At 69.1% G+C, this 16,533-nt stretch carries 13 protein-coding genes; 4 read left to right on the top strand and 9 right to left on the bottom strand.

All coding sequences use genetic code 11. From position 1 onward, the window contains the following. Positions 1-672, bottom strand: a complete 672-nt coding sequence (locus QJS31_RS33160; RefSeq protein ID WP_282779120.1) for a GntR family transcriptional regulator — start codon at positions 670-672, stop codon at positions 1-3. Between the two features lie 56 nt (positions 673-728). On the opposite strand from QJS31_RS33160, the gene QJS31_RS33155 reads away from it, so the two are divergent. Next, positions 729-1,247, top strand: a complete 519-nt coding sequence (locus QJS31_RS33155) for an SRPBCC family protein (RefSeq protein WP_306358589.1) — start codon at positions 729-731, stop codon at positions 1,245-1,247. A gap of 167 nt (positions 1,248-1,414) precedes the next feature. Here QJS31_RS33155 and QJS31_RS33150 read toward each other — a convergent pair whose 3' ends face one another. After that, positions 1,415-1,657 carry a hypothetical protein gene (locus tag QJS31_RS33150; protein ID WP_282779124.1) on the bottom strand — a complete coding sequence of 81 codons (243 nt, stop codon included), beginning with the start codon at positions 1,655-1,657 and terminating at the stop codon, positions 1,415-1,417. 275 nt (positions 1,658-1,932) lie between these two features. Here QJS31_RS33150 and QJS31_RS33145 point away from each other — a divergent pair, with 275 nt between their 5' ends. Then, entirely contained in the window at positions 1,933-2,403 is a 471-nt protein-coding gene (locus QJS31_RS33145; RefSeq protein ID WP_143981765.1) for a hypothetical protein, read from the top strand. A gap of 14 nt (positions 2,404-2,417) precedes the next feature. Here QJS31_RS33145 and QJS31_RS33140 read toward each other — a convergent pair whose 3' ends face one another. From QJS31_RS33140 to QJS31_RS33120, 5 genes are all read right to left on the bottom strand, one after another. Beyond that, positions 2,418-5,726: a DUF4132 domain-containing protein gene (locus QJS31_RS33140; protein ID WP_306358588.1), complete on the bottom strand. Its 3,309-nt coding sequence runs from the start codon at positions 5,724-5,726 to the stop codon at positions 2,418-2,420. Positions 5,727-5,950: 224 nt separating this feature from the next. Continuing rightward, on the bottom strand, positions 5,951-7,165 hold the full coding sequence (speD, locus tag QJS31_RS33135) for an adenosylmethionine decarboxylase (RefSeq protein ID WP_306358587.1): 1,215 nt from the start codon (positions 7,163-7,165) through the stop codon (positions 5,951-5,953). A gap of 8 nt (positions 7,166-7,173) precedes the next feature. Further along, the gene (locus QJS31_RS33130; RefSeq protein ID WP_282784153.1) at positions 7,174-8,274 is read right to left on the bottom strand and encodes a type III PLP-dependent enzyme; all 1,101 of its coding nucleotides are present in this window, start codon (positions 8,272-8,274) and stop codon (positions 7,174-7,176) included. 207 nt (positions 8,275-8,481) lie between these two features. Next, the gene (locus QJS31_RS33125) at positions 8,482-10,989 is read right to left on the bottom strand and encodes an RNA helicase (protein WP_282784148.1); all 2,508 of its coding nucleotides are present in this window, start codon (positions 10,987-10,989) and stop codon (positions 8,482-8,484) included. 166 nt (positions 10,990-11,155) lie between these two features. After that, on the bottom strand, positions 11,156-12,103 hold the full coding sequence (locus tag QJS31_RS33120; protein WP_282784147.1) for a PAC2 family protein: 948 nt from the start codon (positions 12,101-12,103) through the stop codon (positions 11,156-11,158). Between the two features lie 302 nt (positions 12,104-12,405). Here QJS31_RS33120 and QJS31_RS33115 point away from each other — a divergent pair, with 302 nt between their 5' ends. Further along, entirely contained in the window at positions 12,406-13,113 is a 708-nt protein-coding gene (locus tag QJS31_RS33115; RefSeq protein WP_282784146.1) for a DUF5642 family protein, read from the top strand. A 4-nt stretch (positions 13,114-13,117) separates the two neighbouring features. Here the strand turns inward: QJS31_RS33115 and QJS31_RS33110 are convergent, their stop codons facing one another. Together QJS31_RS33110 and QJS31_RS33105 are read right to left on the bottom strand one after the other, a co-directional pair. Then, positions 13,118-13,624, bottom strand: a complete 507-nt coding sequence (locus tag QJS31_RS33110; RefSeq protein ID WP_029923974.1) for a hypothetical protein — start codon at positions 13,622-13,624, stop codon at positions 13,118-13,120. A 20-nt stretch (positions 13,625-13,644) separates the two neighbouring features. Further along, positions 13,645-14,064, bottom strand: a complete 420-nt coding sequence (locus tag QJS31_RS33105) for a hypothetical protein (RefSeq protein ID WP_282784144.1) — start codon at positions 14,062-14,064, stop codon at positions 13,645-13,647. A 299-nt stretch (positions 14,065-14,363) separates the two neighbouring features. Here QJS31_RS33105 and QJS31_RS33100 point away from each other — a divergent pair, with 299 nt between their 5' ends. Beyond that, positions 14,364-16,346, top strand: coding sequence for a DUF4192 domain-containing protein (locus tag QJS31_RS33100; protein ID WP_306358586.1), 1,983 nt, complete (start codon positions 14,364-14,366; stop codon positions 16,344-16,346). Positions 16,347-16,533: the final 187 nt, after the last annotated feature.

Raw genomic sequence — 16,533 nt, 5'->3', positions numbered from 1 at the left:
TCACGTGGGATCGGTGAGTCCGGTCGCGGTGAGCGTGAGGTGCCGCGTCAGTACGGCGGCGGCGGTATCGGCGTCGCGCGACAGCGCCGCCTCCTCCAGGCGGCGGTGTTCCGCGGCTCCATCCCGATCGGGATTGCGGTGTGCCGACCAGCGGCGGGCCAGCTCGCTGGCGGTCCACAAGCGGTCGAAGGTCTCCAGGAGCACGGGGTTGCCGCACCCTTCCAGCAGGGTGCGGTGGAACCGGCGGTGCGCCTCGGACCAGGCTTCGGTGTAGTACGCGCCCTCCTCCCGAGCGAAGGCCGGGGTGCGGGCCAGCCGGTGGTGGGCGGCGCGCACCCGGGCCTCCCAGTCGACGTCACCGCGCGCGATGGACAGCCGCAGCAGCACCGGTTCGACGGTGCGCCGCGCTTCCGCGATCTCCTGCCAGCGGCGATCGGAGTACTCCGGGACGGCGAAGCCGCGGTTGGGCAGCCGGTCGGCCAGACCTTCGCCGACCAGGCGCACCAGCGCTTCACGGACGACAGCCAGACTCACGCCCTGGTCCCGCGCGAGATCCTGCGGTTTGAGGGCGGTGCCGGGAGGGTGGTCGCCGCGCATGATCGCCGTGCGCAGGTGGGTGTAGACCTGCTCGGACAGCATCTGCTTACCCGTGGAGAGCGGAGTGGAGGGCACAGGAGCATCATAGACAGAACAATGGATAATCGATTATTCGTGTTATCGTCGATCTCATGTCCAATCATGCGAACGCCCCCGTCGAAACGCCCTCCACGGCAGATGCCATCGAACGGATCGAGGTCTCGAGGCTCATCCCCGCGCCCGCCGCCGCCATCTTCTCGGTGCTGACCGACCCGAAGGGGCACGTCGATATCGACGCGTCGGGAACGCTCCTCGATGCGGAGGGTGCGACGGTCGAGCGGACCGGCGACCGGTTCGTCGTCCATATGGATCGAGCGGCGTTGGGCGATCTTCCGCTGGGGCGATACGACGTCGAAGTCGTCATCACCGAACTGGTTCCGGATACCGAGATCGCGTGGACCGTGGAGGCCCGCATCAAGCCGCACGCCCGCCACGTCTACGGCTACCGGCTGGAACCGGTCGCGGACGGCACCCGCGTCACCTCGTATTACGACTGGTCGGAGGTCGACGAGCACTGGCGGCGGCGCGTCGACTTCCCGGTGGTCCCCGCATCGGCGCTCAGGGCGACGCTCGGAATTCTCGAGCGCACCGTCCGGCGGCGCGCCGCCTGAATCGATCAGTCCGCGCGCAGCAGCGGTTGGGTCGAGCAGCGGAATGACCGCATCGTCAGTGGTCGCCCTGGGCCGCGGCCTCGCCCAGTTCGATACTGTCCCAGCCGCGCGACGGCTGGGACAGACCGTCGGACAGTCGGACGCGAGTGGGCTGCGTAGCGATACGCTCAGCGCCGCTCGGAGTGGAGGGCGGGCTCGAGTAGTCGTTGGCGGGCCAGTCGCTCACCGAGTTCGGGCATGGCGCCGGGGGGATTGCCGGTCAGATCGTCGAGACTCCACCGGAGCACCAGCTCCACCCGCTGTCGTGAAACGACGCCCGCGAGTTCGGCGGACAGCCGCTCGACCGTCTGGTCGTACACCGCCGGGTCGATGGTTCGCGTCGGCCCGGGCGTTCCAGTAGTGGGAATCACAGGTACAGGCTGCTGGGTGGGCGGCCGCCGCGGCAGAGCCGAAAGACCCTTTCTGAGATGGCCTTCACACCGAACGGGACGGCCCGGCGCGTCGTGGCACGGCCGCGCGGACGACGCTAACCTCGGTTTCGGGACAATCGCGACGCTCTTCGTCTGGGACGGCGGGCGGGGCGTTGCTCGTCTCACCCGTGTCAGCGCTGACTCGCGTGTGAAAGGTATTGGCAAACAACTACTTTGGAGTTCGATCGGCTATGGTTTCGCACACCGCACCCGCAATGAGACCGCACCGGCGGGCCGAGATGGTCCCGGTCGGCACGAGCGCATGGCATGACGGATCGCTGTGGTGGGATGCGAAATCCGTGCTGGTGACGCGTCCGGTCGCACCGGGAAGTATCGCCACCGCACCGCATCTGGTGCTCCCCGCCGAACAGGGGCGACTGGCCTTCGTCCTCTCCTCCTACGGGGAGGAAGCGCAGCAGCTCGCCTACGACGGCCGGGTCGTGATCCAGATCGGCGACTGGCGCGGCCGCCCCGCACTGGGATCCCGCCAGCACTACGGAACCGCGCACATCGTCAACGATCCCCGGGTGACCGAACGGGTACACGAGGGGATGCGCATCAAATACGGAGCCAAGATCGCACTGGCGCGCATGGCGCATCGATTCGCGCACGGGGCGGTGCCCTACGGTGACCTGGTCGCCATTGTCGAACTGCATCCGCAGGGTCCGCTGATGATCTCGCGCTGAGTCGTTCGCCTCGGTCAGGTGGTGAGCTGTACCAGCTCCCGCAACAGCTCCGACACCGTGACCTGATCCAGGTCGGCGAAGGAGTGCTCGGTCCGGTTCCGATGATCCCACGCGGATTCCTGCCCGCTGGCGGTGATGTGCACGCTGATCGTCTGGTCGCCCAGTTCCAGGGCCATACCGGCCACGAAGCCCGGATCCAGATCGAGGACCACGGACCGATCGTCGCCGAGCGGCCGGAAGATCTCGCCCGAGATACCGGCGTCCATGGGCGTACCGCGCTCCCAGCCGAGGCGGGTCAAGCCGAGCACCTTGCCCGCCGGAACGACCGTGCCGTCGAAGCGGGCGAAGGCGGCGTCCCGGTCGGTGGGCAGGTGGATCTCCCGTTGCAGCTGTGGAAACGGCTGCAGGATCTCGTAATCGGCGAAGACCTCCGCCCATGCGGCGCGGGTGTCCCCGAGATGCAGCGGATGGGCGATGCCGACCAGCATGTCATCGGGCAGGGTGACGGTATCGTCGTCGACGTCGGCGAGGCTGCGATCCTCGGCCACCCGGAAGGAACCGGTCGGCGCGCCGTCGGCGTCGAAGGTGGCCCACACCAGGCGGCGGGTGGGATGCCACAGCAGTGGATGCTCCACGAACAGCCGCCGATGGTTCGCGGCGGTCCAGCGCCGGTTGCGGACCATCGCGCGCTCCATGCGGAGCAGCTGTTCGGCGGCAACGGATTTCACATCCTTCTTCAGGTTGTTGAACCGTTTGTATGCTGCCGGTGCGAGTTCCGGATCGTCCTTCACGCCCGGTTTGGGCAATGCCTTGCGGGGTGTCCCGGCCACGTCGCGAACCATCGGGCGCAGCTGCTCGTCGAAGCCGACGAGGAAGGCGCGCGGTCCGTAGTCCAGCCGCAGCGTCCCGTCCTCGGCCAATCCGAAGCCCGGTACCAGTCGATCGGCCAGTTCCTCCGCCGACATTCCCGCCTCCTCGGCGAGCTGGCGGATCTTCTCCCGCGCTGTGGCCTTGATGCCCTTGAACTTGACCTTCTCGGCAATGCTGTTGAGTTGCATGAGCGCGACGTCGCTGCCGATGGCGGTCAAGACGTCCAGCGCGGCCACCGCGCGCGCGTGTGCGTTCTCGCCGGGCCAGGCGCGGATCAGCGGCGTGAGGGCGCGGGCCGTGTCGTCGGTACCGAGCAGGCCCAGGGCGTGCAGGACCCAGTTCTCGTCGGCGGAGTACCCGGTGAAGCCCCATAGTTCGAACAGCGCCCAGCAGAACTCGGCCAGCGAATCCCGCTCGGCGAGCTCGAGCAACCGGGTGACGCCCGCGTAGTCGCCGGTGGGGCCGCTCATCGCCAACATGGTGCATACCGCCGCCACGGCGTCGGGCGGTAGGGCGCGCGGTCCGTCGGGCCTGGTCAGGACCTCGCGGCGCAGCACGATGGGCGGGAGTGCCGCCGGCGCGAGCCAGGTGGGCAGTGTCGGAACGGTTTTCGGCAGGATGTCGAGCGGATCGGTGGACAATGCCGCCACCAGGGCCTCCGCCGCCGACTCGCCGAGCGTGTGCGCGGCCGTGACCAGTGCCTCCCGGTGGCCGCGGCCGTCCAGGGCGCGTAGCGCCTTCCATGCCAGGGTGCGCTGTCTGCCCGGTTTGTCGAAGGCGGCGGTGAGGAGGTCCGGTGCCGCCGTGGGCAGGTGACGCTCGAACCAGGACAGAGCCACGGCGCGATTGCGCCGCGAGTCGAGCTGACGGGTCATCAATTCCGTGACCGGGGTCCCCGTGGCCGGGAGCAGGACCGAGATCGTCGTGGCCGCGTTGTGTCGCACGGCGTCGACGATCGTCGTGAGGGCGGCATCGCCGCAGCGGACCAGGATGCGGCGGAGCGGGTCGACGGCGTCCCACAGCTCGGTCGGCTCGATCAGATCCAGGTTCGCCAGTGCCAGCGGCGGGGGCGCGGTGGCGATCAGTCGCAGCGTCCACCAGGAGCCGTGCCATTTCCGATCGCGGACGCGCTGGAACTCGTCCTCCCAGTCGCGGCCCGGATCCGTCTGCGCCACAAAGGTATTCGACCAACCATCCTGTTCGCCGGGAAGCCACGACAGAGCGAGCGGCCGTGGTGAGCCGAGACCGGGCAGCACGGTCGGCGGCGCGGGCGCGACGCCGCGTTCCCACGGCGGCATGCGCAGCAACTCCGGCAGTTCATCGCGGGGAACGCACTCCACGGCTGATTGCGGCGCGTGCGTCCCCGCGTTCAGACCGGGGTACACACGGGTCAGCAGATCACGCAGCCCGACGGTGAACGGCTCGTCGGGCAGGTCGGCGAGCACGTGCGCGGCCCGTCGGGGGAAGCGATACGTCGCCTCGACGGCGGCCGCGCGAACCCCGGGCCGGTCGGTGCGGTGCAGCAGCGCGAGGAGCGCGGCATCGGTGGGCAACTGCGCGAGCAGCTCCGCGATACCGCGCTGGTCATCGGCGGACAAGCCGTACACGTCCAGCAGCTGGGTCAGATACGGCGTCGCGTCGGGGCCGACCTCGATCACCGCGCGCAGGATGTCGGCCCTGCCGGTGAGCCGCCACAGGTATCCGGGGGTGTCCAGGAGTGCGAGCTGTTCGGCCGATGTCACGGTCGCGGCGAGCATGGTCTCGGCGCTGTCGGGGTGGGAAGCGCTGCGCGCCAGTGCCAGATCGCTGTTCACCCAATCCTGTTCGGTGGGTGCGAGATACGAGGTCGCGGTGTGCACGGCCAGCGCCCGCGATTCGGCGCGCACCCGCCCCAGGTCCGCCACCGCCGCGTAGTACTCGGTGTCGCTCAGCGCCGCGAGATGCGTGCGCAGCCGGGGGAGCAGCGTCGCGGCCGGTTCGTCGAAGACGTGCGGGCGTTCCGGGCGGCGCGCGACACACCGGGTGAGATCGGCGCCGATATGGCCGACGGACAGTCCGGCCAGCAGCGCACCCGCCGCCGCGGCTGTGCCCGCCCCGTGCGCGGCCACCCATGCGTCGACCAGTCGACCGGTCAGATTGGGCTTGGGGCGGGTGGCATCGGCCACCCGTGCGGCGAGTGCGCCCGCGACCGCGATACCCAGCGGTGTGGCGTCCCCGGGATGTTCGATCGCATGCGCGGCCGCTTCGGCGAGGTCGCGGTATCCGCCTCGGGACGTCAGTTCGATCGCGAGGCGAACACGCTTGTCGTCCAGCCATTTCCGATACAGTCCGAGCGCCTTGGGGTCGGTTCGCACGGCCCGCACGGGACCTCGGCCGCGGAACGGCGTGGCTTTGGCGTGCCATGCGTCGGGCACCACCCACTGGTCCTCGTCGGCGCGGCGCAGGTGTGTCATATTCCCCTCCGTAGTCCCGGCGGCATGGCCGATGGGGTGGCCGGCGTCCGGTCGCCACGACTGTAAACGCGGAGTCCGACATATCGGTGGGAGCGCGTTGTGGCTTCGCCGTTTGGACCGGTCGAATGCTCTGTGGGAGAGGGTATTTCGAAGCGAATCGGCGGTCGACTACGACAGCGCCCCGCACGGTGCTCCGTGCGGGGCGCTGTCGTAGTCGCCTCGACTCAGACGCTGACGCCGACGCGCAGGGCGTGCGGCTCGATGGCGCCGCGGACGATCGCCCGCTCGTCGATGGTCTCCGCCCGGTACGGCAGCCGCGACAGGGTGGTGGTCATCTTGGCGACCGGGTCGGCGATCGCCTTCGGGGTGCCGAAGATGAAGGTCCACTCGTGCTCGTCGCTGACGTAGGGCACGACGGTGTCGAACAGGCTGTGGAAGCGGGTCCACGAGCGCTTCAGGGTTTCGTTGCGCCACATGGTCTGACAGCCCGCCTGCGCGGCCAGCACGCCGCCCTCGGACAGCAGCGCCTTACAGCGCAGCAGGAACTCGTCCTCGTAGAGGCGGTTGTGCTGGGCGTCCTCGACCCGCTCGTCGGGCAGGTCGATGACGATCATGTCGTAGCGCACGCCCGCGGCCTCGGCCCGGGCCAGGAAGTCCCAGCCGTCGGCGTAGTGCATCTTGATCGGGCCGGTCTGCGCGACCGCCGCGGCCAGATCCGCCTGCGTGTAGCCGTAGGGGAGGTGCTCGGCGCACAGCTCCACCTCGAGCTGGTCGATGTCGACGTGGTCGACGAGCGACGCGCCCGCGGCCACCGACATCTGCGAGGCCACGCCCTCACCGGACCCGATGATCAGCACCCTGTCCAGCTTCTCCGCCAGCGCGTACCCCGGGACCAGCATGGCCTCGTGGTAGGTGAGCTGCGAGAACTCGGTGGACTGGCGGTCGTCGTCGGAGAACAGGCTGATGCCCTGCTCGGTCTTGGCGATCACCATGTGCTGGTACGGGGTGTTCGTGTCCACGATCACCTCGGACATGTTCCACACCCGGGTCAGGCCCTCGCCGACCGGTTCGTGGATGCGGCGCGAGGTGTGGCCGCGCTGGATGACCTCCATGTTGACCGATCCGGGCGACAGCTCCTCCTTCAGCAGCTCGACCGCCTTCGTGGCACCGGAACCGATACTGCCGCAGGTGAATACGTCGACGAAGATGTCCCCGGACTCCGGATACGTGTGGATGGAGGCGTGCGACTCCGACAGCAGGGCGAGAATAGTGACCCCCTGCGGCTCGAACTGCTTGTGCACCACATCGCAAATGGTCACCCCCGCGGCGACCAACGATTTTCGGAGCGCACTCTCGAGTCGTTCGAGGTCGTCGCACAGCTGCGGGTCGACACCACCGAACTCGGCCAGCACATGCCAGCCGGTGAATTCTGCCGTCATAAGCGAACTCACTCTCGCTCAGCGCCGATGACATGAACAGTCAAAGGCGGAAAACCGTTGAAGGACACCGACGAATAGCTCGCCGTATAAGCGCCGGTATCGAGGATCCGAACGGGATCACCGGCTTGCAACGTGGTCGGAAGGAGGACACGCGTGCGTTGATAGAGTACATCGTCGCCATCGCAGGTCGGTCCGGCGACCACCGCCTCGTCCATCGGGTCATCGTCCCGATCGGTTTCGAAACGGTAGGCGATGTACTCGTTCTCGGTCTCGGCCATACCGTTGTAGCGGCCGATATCGAGGTATATCCAGCGCCGCCCGTCCGGCGCCTGGCGAACATTCACCACCTCGGCGTGAATCACACCGGTATTGCCCACCAGGGCGCGACCGGGCTCCACCACCAGTTCGGTGTGTTCCGGGAAATGGGCCGCGAACGCCTCGGCGATCACCGCACCCAGCTCGGACAGCTCCGGTGCGGCATCGGCGTACGAAATCGGCAGTCCACCACCGACATTCACCGACGGAACCGGAATGTCCTTGACGGCCAACGCTTCCGCGATGGCACCAGCCTGCTCGATGCCGATGCGCCAGGCGATCGGATCGGTCTGCTGCGAGCCCACGTGGAAGTACGGGCCAGCCACCCGCAGGCCCAGGTCACGCGCCCGCACCAGCAGCCGCTTGGCCTCACCGGGATCGCAGCCGAACTTGGTGCCGAACGGCGTCTGCGACTGCGGAGCGGAGGACAGGAACCGGCACTCCACCTCCGCGCCGGGGGCGTGCTCGGCGATGCGAGCCAGATCGTCCTCGGTGTCGAAGGCGTAGCGGCGCACCCCGGCCGCGTGAGCGGCGGCGATATGGGCGGCTTTCTTGATCGGATTCCCGTAACACATGACGGCCGGATCGACACCCTGCGCGATGCAGAGTTCGATCTCACCGATACTGGCGACGTCGAACTCGGCGCCCTCGTCGTTCAGGAGCCGGATGATCTCCGGCACGGGACTCGCCTTGACGGCGAAGCGAATTCGTGCCGCGGGTAGAGCGGCTCGCAGTGCTTGGTAGTTCGCACGGACCCGGTGCAGGTCGATGACCAGACGGGGGGATTCGAGCAGGTTTCGGTTGGTCAATCTAAGGGAACTCTTTTCGATCGGGCGCTGTGGCGGGATGTGGGCAACAGTGCGCGACGATACACGCGATCAGCCTGGAAAAACGAACCGGCCAGCGGTCGTCTTCGTCACCGTACCGCCGGGACGGTTGAACAAACCGGACCGGGCATCTTACGGAACTATGAAGAAATCGGGGCGCGAACGGGGCGGCGGTCAGCCCGCCGACACCGTGACCTCGTCGAATACCACTTCACCGGCGGCATCCGACTCCGCCAGATCGACCACCGCCGCCACGGCCCATCCGTGGTCACCGGACGGATCGTCCAGCACCTGCCGCACATGCCAGAAACCCGGCCGCTGCTCGATCTGGAACAGCTTCGGGCCGCGCGCGTTCGGCCCGATACCGATCTCGCCGTATTCGTCGTAGTAGGGCGCGAGTTCGCCTTCCCAGTCCAGGCCGTCGCCCAACTCGTCGAGTGCGTCCCAGCGGCGCAGCGCGGCCATCTCCACCCGCCGGAACATGGCATTGCGCACCAGTACCCGGAACGATCGCTCGTTCGCGGAGATCGGCCGGAGCGCCTCCGCGCCGAACGCCACCTCCTCGGTATCGCTCTCCGCGCCCGGATTGGTGAGCTGCTCCCATTCGTCGAGCAAGCTGGAGTCGACCTGGCGCACCAGCTCGCCCAACCACTCGGTGATGTCGTCGAGTTCCTCGGTGCGGGCCTGCTCGGGCACCGTGCGGCGCAGCGCCCGGTAGGCGTCGGCGAGATAGCGCAGCACCACCCCCTCGGAGCGCGCCAACTCGTAGGTGGACACCAGTTCGGCGAAGGTCATGGAGCGTTCGATCATCTCCCGCACCACCGACTTCGGCGACGGCTCGAACTCCGACACCCACGGGTGGCCGCCCTTGTAGGTCTCGAAGGCGGGCTCGATCAGGTCGGCGAGCGGTTTGGGCCAGGTCACCTCCTCGAGCAGCTCCATACGCTCCTCGTACTCGATGCCGTCGGCCTTCATCTCCGCCACCGCCGCACCGCGGGCCTTGTGCTGCTGGGCCATGAGCAGCTGGCGCGGATCCTCCAGGGTCGCCTCGATGAGCGAGATGACATCGAGGGTGTAGGTGGGGGATTCTTTGTCGAGCAGCTCCAGCGCGGCCAGCGCGAACGGCGACAGCGGCTGATCCAGGGCGAAATCGCGTTGCAGGTCCACGGTGAGCCGGGCGCGGCGGCCGAACTCGTCGGGTGTGTCGAGCTGCTGCACCACGCCCGCGTCCCGCAGCGCGCGGTAGAGCCGGATGGCGCGCAGGATGTGCCGCCGCTGTGCCGGGCGCGGTTCATGGTTCCGCTCCAGCAGATGCCGCATGGCGTCGAAGCAGTTGCCCTTGCGGGCGATCACGTTCAACAGCATGGAATTGGTGACGCTGAAACGCGACATCATCGGTTCCGGGGTGGCCCCGACCAGCCGGTCGAAGGTGTCCTCCGACCAGGACACGAAACCCTCCGGCGGTTTGCGCTTCTGGACCTTCTTGAGCTTCTTGGGATCGTCACCGGCCTTGGCGATGAGGCGGGCGTTCTCCACCTCGTGCTCGGGCGCCTGCACCACCACGGTGCCCATGGTGTCGTAGCCGGCCCGGCCCGCGCGGCCCGCGATCTGATGGAACTCGCGGGCATTGAGGCGGCGGGTGCGCACACCGTCGTACTTGGTGAGACCGGTCAGCAGCACGGTGCGAATCGGCACATTGATGCCGACGCCCAGGGTGTCGGTGCCGCAGACCACCTTCAGCAGGCCGTCCTGGGCCAGCTTCTCCACCAGCCGCCGATACTTGGGCAGCATGCCCGCGTGATGGACGCCGATACCGTGGCGGATGAAGCGCGACAGCGATTTGCCGAAGCCGGTGGCGAAGCGGAAATCACCCAGGGCCGCGGCGATGGCCTCCTTCTCCGCCTTGCTGGCGAAGTTCACGCTCATCAGGGCCTGCGCCCGTTCGATCGCCGCCGCCTGGGTGAAGTGCACGACGTACACCGGGGCGAGGCTGGTGGTCACCAGATCCTCGAGAGTTTCGGTGATCGGGGTGCGCACATAGGAGAAGCTCAGCGGCACCGGGCGTTCCGAACCGGAGACGACCGCGGTGTCACGGCCGGTACGGTCTTTCAGATCCCTCGCGAAGAAGTCGACCTCGCCCAGCGTGGCCGACATGAGCAGGAACTGCACCCCCGGCAGTTCGATCAGCGGCACCTGCCACGCCCACCCGCGATCCGGATCGGCGTAGTAGTGGAACTCGTCCATGACGACCTGGCCCACCGGGGCGTCCGCACCCTCGCGCAATGCCAGGTTGGCCAGGATCTCCGCCGTCGCGCAGATGATCGGCGCATCCGGATTCACCGCCGCGTCACCGGTCACCATGCCGACCCGGTCCGCCCCGAACACCTCGCACAGCGCGAAGAACTTCTCGCTGACCAGGGCCTTGATCGGGGCGGTGTAGTAGCTGCGCTGGCCGCGATTGAGCGCGGCGAAGTGCGCGCCCAGCGCGACCATCGACTTACCCGAACCGGTCGGGGTCGCCAGAATCACATTCGAGCCGGTGAACAGCTCGAGCAGCGCCTCCTCCTGCGCCGGATACAGCGTCAGGCCCTGCTCGAGGGTCCAGTCGACGAAAGTCTCATACAGCCACTCGGCATCGACGTCGGGTACGGCACGGTCGGGGACGAGTTCGGATAGCTGCACGCCCACCTACGTTACTGCGTTTGATTGCCTCCGCTTCGCTCCGGCGGGTTCGCGGCGCTGAAGGTCCCGGTTCTTCCCTCCCTCCGCTCCTCCGCTTCGCTCCCCCGCTCCGGTCAGTCCAGAACCGGGACGCGCCGCGAACCGTCTGGAGTGTTCTTCTGCGGAGCTAAGGCCGCGGTTGGCCGTTCTCGTCGTCGCCGAAGCCGGACTGTTCGGCGAGGAAGCGTTCGAATTCCGCGCCCAGTTCCTCGCCGGTGGGCAGGTCGCTCTCGCTGGCCAGCAGGCTGGACTGGCGTTCCTGGGCGGTGACGAAGCTGTCGTACTGGCGTTCCAGGGCCGCCACCACGGTCTCCACCTCGGAATTGCCCGCGATGTGCTCGTTGACCTGCTCCCGGACCCGGGCCGCCTGCTCGGTGAGCGCCGCCAGGGGCAGCTCCAGCCCGGCGTTCTCGGCGACGCTCTCCAGCAGCGTCTGCGCGGCCTCCGGATAGGCGGTCTGGGTCAGATAGTGCGGCACGTGCACGGAGAAGCCGACCGATTCGTGGCCGTGCTGTGCCATGCGGTACTCCAGCAGCGAGGAGGCGCTGCCCGGCACCTGCAACTCACCCGGCCAGCGCTGGTGATCGCCGATGAGGTCGCGGTCGCTGGCGTGCGCGGTCATTCCGAGCGGGCGGGTGTGCGGGATCGCCATGGGGATCGCGCTCAGACCGATGGTGCGGCGCACACCCAACTGCTCGGCCAGCAGCCGCACGGCGGTCACGAACTTCTCCCACCGCAGATCCGGCTCCAAACCGGCCAGCAGCAGGAACGGTGTGCCCTGAGTGTCCTTGAGCGCCCACAGGTTCAGCTCCGGCTCGGTGTAGTCGGAGAAGTGGTCGGTCTTGAACATCATGAGCGGGCGGCGCGAGCGGTAGTCGAGGAGTTCGTCCATATCGAACGAGGCGACCAACTCCGCCTCCAGGCTCTCCCGCAGATGCGTGGTGGCCAGGCGGACGGCGTGACCGGCGTCGGTGAAACCCTCCAGCCCGTGCACCAGCACCGGACCCGCGCCGTCAGCGGAGGACAACTGCGGCGCGGGGAACTCCAACTCGTACATGCTCGACTCGTAGTCCATCGCTTCATCCCTTCTGCATGGTCTCCAGCGGTCCGGTCCGGCGGAACTCGGCGGCGCGTGCCGCGGTTCATTCGCCTGACGGGCGATACTGGGACCACCACCATTGTCCCTCATGCCCTCGCGTGCCCGCGCCCCGTGGGTGCGAGCCCGCATCTGGTGTGCAACACGCCCGACGGTGGAACGCATTCCCACACCGCTCGCGGTCACACCTGTTTCCGGCGTGGCATCCCGGATGAACAGCGGAAATTCGGCATAGTGGACGGGTGATCGTGCCGGATTCGCCGTGCCCGCGGCAGCCTCCAGTGTCCGTGGTGCGGCGCCGCCGCACATCGACCGTACGGCGGATATCCGCACTGCTGGGTGTCGCGGCCCTGGGCTGTGCGCTCACCGCCTGCGGAACCACGGTCTCCGGGCACCCCCGGTCCTCGTCCGGGCCGAACTCGACGGCCGCGGTATCGGAACTGGCACGGCTGCTGCCGAATCCATCGCAGTTCCCCGAGCCGTACGCGGCGGTGGAACTGCCGCCGGACACCGCCGAGCAGGCCGCGCACGATCTCGACGGGATTCTGCCGGGCGCGCGGGTCGATCCGGAGGACTGCGCGCCGGTGCCGCCGGTATCCGTACCCGCGGTCTCGGTCGGCACCGACGATGCCACCCGCGCCACCCTCACGGTGGAGCTGGTGCGCACCGATCACTCCCTGGCCACCCTGCAACGGCAGCTCGAACGCTGCGGCACCGTACGCGCCACGCAGAACGGCACGACGGCCACCGTCACCACCGAACTGCTGCCGCCGCCACCGCTGGATGCCGACGAGACGGTGGCGCTGCGGCGCACCGTCCGGTCGGAGGCGGGCGATCCGGAGACCACCCGCAACATGCGCACCCTGCTCGGTCAGGTCGGCGATGTGCGAATCACCGTGACCTACATGACCTTCGGTGCCGACAGCCTCGACGGCGAGGCCCTCGACTCGCTGTTCACCACCGCGGTGAGCAAGGTGCGCAGGGGCTGACGGGTCAGCAGGCCGAGCCGCTCGCCGAGCCGCTGCCCGCGGAACCCGAACCGGCGGAACCGCTTCCGGCCGAGCCGGTATCGGCGGATCCCGAGGCCGACCCGGTGCCCGCGGACCCGGAGGCCGAACCGGTGGGGAACCAGCCGCAGCCGGAGGCGTGCTGGGTGACGGTGTAGACGATGGTCGACGTGTTCTGCGCCTGTCGCGCGCCCACCGTGTACGTGCCCGAGGCTTCCGGCCGCCACTGCAGCGTGGCGGTGATCAGGCCGGAGCTGGTGCGCTGCGGCGTGGCGGTGCCGACGGCGGTGTTGTTGATCAGGAAGTCCACCGCCTCGAACTGGGTCACGGTCACCTGGATGAGGCAGCCCGCCGCGACCGAGCACGGCCGCTCGTCGATACCGGTGATGCTGATGTCCTCGATATCCGCGGACGCGGATCCCGCCAGGACGACCGGTGCGGTCAGGGCGAACAGCGCGGCGGTCGCGCCCAGCCCCGTACGTGTTCTCGTCATGTGATCACTCTTCTGGCGAATCAGCCCGCCGAACCGGACGGGAGCGAGCCACCGAAGGATCCGGTGCCGCCAGGGCTCTGGATATCGTAGGTGATGACGCCCGAGGAGACGCCCTGCTTGGCGACGATGTGGTAGCTGCCGGATTCGCTGGGATTCCAGACCACTTCGGCCGAACCGCGGTTGGGGTCCCACTGATCCTGCACCGGCCAGGCGTAGCCCACGACGGTGCCGTTCACGGTGACGGCGACCTCGTCGAGACGGTTGTTGCCGACGGTCCGAATGCGGATGACGCAGCCACCCGACGTGCCGCAGGTCTCACCGGACACGCGGGCGTCGACGCGGATGTTCTCGGTATCCGCCGACGCCGTCGGGGCCAGCAGCACCGGCACGGCGACGCTCGCCACGGCGACCACGAGACCGCCGAAAGTACTTCTCTTCATTGCTGATGCGTTCTTCCTTCCGACACCGAGCCGATGGTGTCGAGGCGGACTGTAACAGCGCGACGGTGGCGGGTCGGGCAAAATGAAACGCTACGCATTCAGATTTTTCGCCGGGTGGGTCGCCGATCGTCCGTCACGCGACCTGCCGGAATCGGACGGTAGCAGGGGGCACCGACGAAAAGCCCTCGGCGCGAGCCGATTCGCGCCTATTCCACACAGCCGCGGCGACTACTCACAGACTTGTCCGACGCCCAGGTCGGCACTCCGGCGCGGTCGGCGCCATCGCGCACCGTGAGGACATGACGAATTCCACCGAACCCCTGCCCGCACCGCCACCGGGTGACGCCCCGCGCTACCGCTACTGCGAACCCGCGCGCATCCCGCGCCACCGCGGCCGCCGCACCTGCTCGGGCGGGAACACCTTCCCACCGGACGACTTCGGCACCGAACGCTGGCTGCCACCACCGCCGGATCCGCTGGCGGACGACGACCCGCCGCCGGTCGAGGGCGGTGAAACATCCGACGCCCGTGCGCCGTACACCGAGCCGCCGGGGCGCGGCGCGGACTCCGCGGCAACGGCATCGGCCGGGGCTGCGCGGTCGCCGGAGCAGGCGGTGTCGCGGGAGCAGGTGGAGTCGCCGGAGCAGGCGGTGTCGTGGGAGCGGTCGGTGTCGCCGGCGCATGCGGAGTCGTTGGGGCGGTCGGTGTCGCCGGCGCATGCGGAGTCGCGGGAGCAGTCGGAGTCGTTGGAGCAGGCGGTGTCGCCGGAGCAAGCGGTGTCACCTGGCCAGGCGGCGTCACCCGGGAATACGCTGTCGGCCGAGCGTGCTGGGTCTGTCGAGCGCGCCGCGTCTGCCGAGCGTGCTAGGACTGTCGACAGCGCTGGGTCTACCAAGGGCGCCGCGTCGGTCGAGAGTGCTGGGTCTATCGAGAGCGCCGCGTCGGTCGAGAGTGCTGGGTCTATCGAGAGCGCCGCGTCGGTCGAGAGTGCTGGGGCTGTCGACAGCGCCGCGTCGGTCGAGAGTGCTGGGGCTGTCGACAGCGCCGCGCCGATCGGGAGCGCGGTGTCTGCCGCGAGCGCTCAGTCTGCGGAGGACGGGGTATCGGTCGACGACGTGGTGACCGCCGAGAAGGCCGTCCGGGCCGATCGTGCGGCGACGGACGCGGATGCCGCGTTGTTCGGGCATGCCGCTGTGCCGCAGCAGCATCTGCGCGAGCCGGGGGAGTTCATCGCGGCGGTGCCCGCCATGCTCGGATTCGTGCCCGCGCGGTCGCTGGTGCTGGCGGTGCTGCGGGCGGAGGAGGGGCGGGCGGATACCGCGGCGGTGGATGTGGTGGTGCGGGTGGACACCGATGTGACGGGACGGGCGGCGGTGCGGGCCATGATGGACCAACTCGCCGATATCTGCGTGCGGCAGCGGGCCGTCGCGGCGCTGGCCCTGATCGTGGACGACCGCGCCACCGTGCCGGATGCGCGCCACCGGGGAGTGCGCGCACGACGCCACCGGGAACTGACCGACCTGCTCGCCGCTCGGCTCGCGGCCGCCGATGTCACACTGACCGGCGCGTGGGCCGTCGCCGGATTCGACGCCGGGCGGCCGTGGTGGAGCGTGCTGGACCCGGCGAACACCGGCGCGCAACGGGCTCCGGCCGACTCGCCGGTGACCTTCCGGCAGGTCCTCGACGGCCGTCCGCTGCGCGGATCGCGAGCCGAACTGGCCGCCGTGGTGGCGGTCGACGCCGACGCCCGCGCCGCGGTCGCGGCGGTGCTGGAGTCGGTGGTCACCGCGGCGCAGGCCCGGCTGGCCGCGGCCGTGCGACGCGGCGAAGCGGAGGTCTACACGCGCGCCGCGCTGCGCAAGGTGCTGTGGCAGCTCGCGAACGTCGAATCCGGAGCGCGGCTTCATCCGGCCGAACTCGCGGAACTGGCGGTGGCCCTGCGGAATCCGGTGGTGCGGGATGTCATGTTCGCGCTCGCCCCGGGTGACCACGCCGCGGCCGCGGAGGCGCTGTGGATCCACCTCACCCGCGTTCTACCCGACCCGGACCGAGCCGAGGCGGCCGCACTGCTCGGCTACTGCGCCTATGTGCGCGGCGACGGTCCACTGGCCGGAGTCGCACTGGACGCGGCGCTGGCCTCCGATCCGGACCACACCATGGCCCGCCTGCTGGAGACGGCGCTGCGGAACGGTCTGCGCCCGGCCCAGCTGCGCCGGATCGCCGAGACCGGTCGCGAAGCCGCCGCGATCCTCGGCGTCGACCTCGGCCCGGAGCTGTCGTGACCGCCCCGGCGGGCCCACTTCCGCACACCGGTCATCCGGTCGATGCCGGGAGAAGCACGCCGAAACCCCGTCCGCGCCCGGCAAGGCCGAACCCGGGGCGAACGGGGCTCGGCCGAATGAGTCCGGGGCGAACGGGGCTCGGGCGAACGAGTCCGGGGCGAACGGGGCTCGGACGAACGGGGCTCGG

Origin of the sequence: Nocardia sp. CC213A, assembly GCF_030766805.1 — a bacterium.
Lineage (GTDB): Bacteria > Actinomycetota > Actinomycetes > Mycobacteriales > Mycobacteriaceae > Nocardia > Nocardia otitidiscaviarum.
The sequence above is the reverse complement of the archived record's forward strand: the minus strand, read 5'-3'. Positions and strand labels throughout refer to the sequence as shown.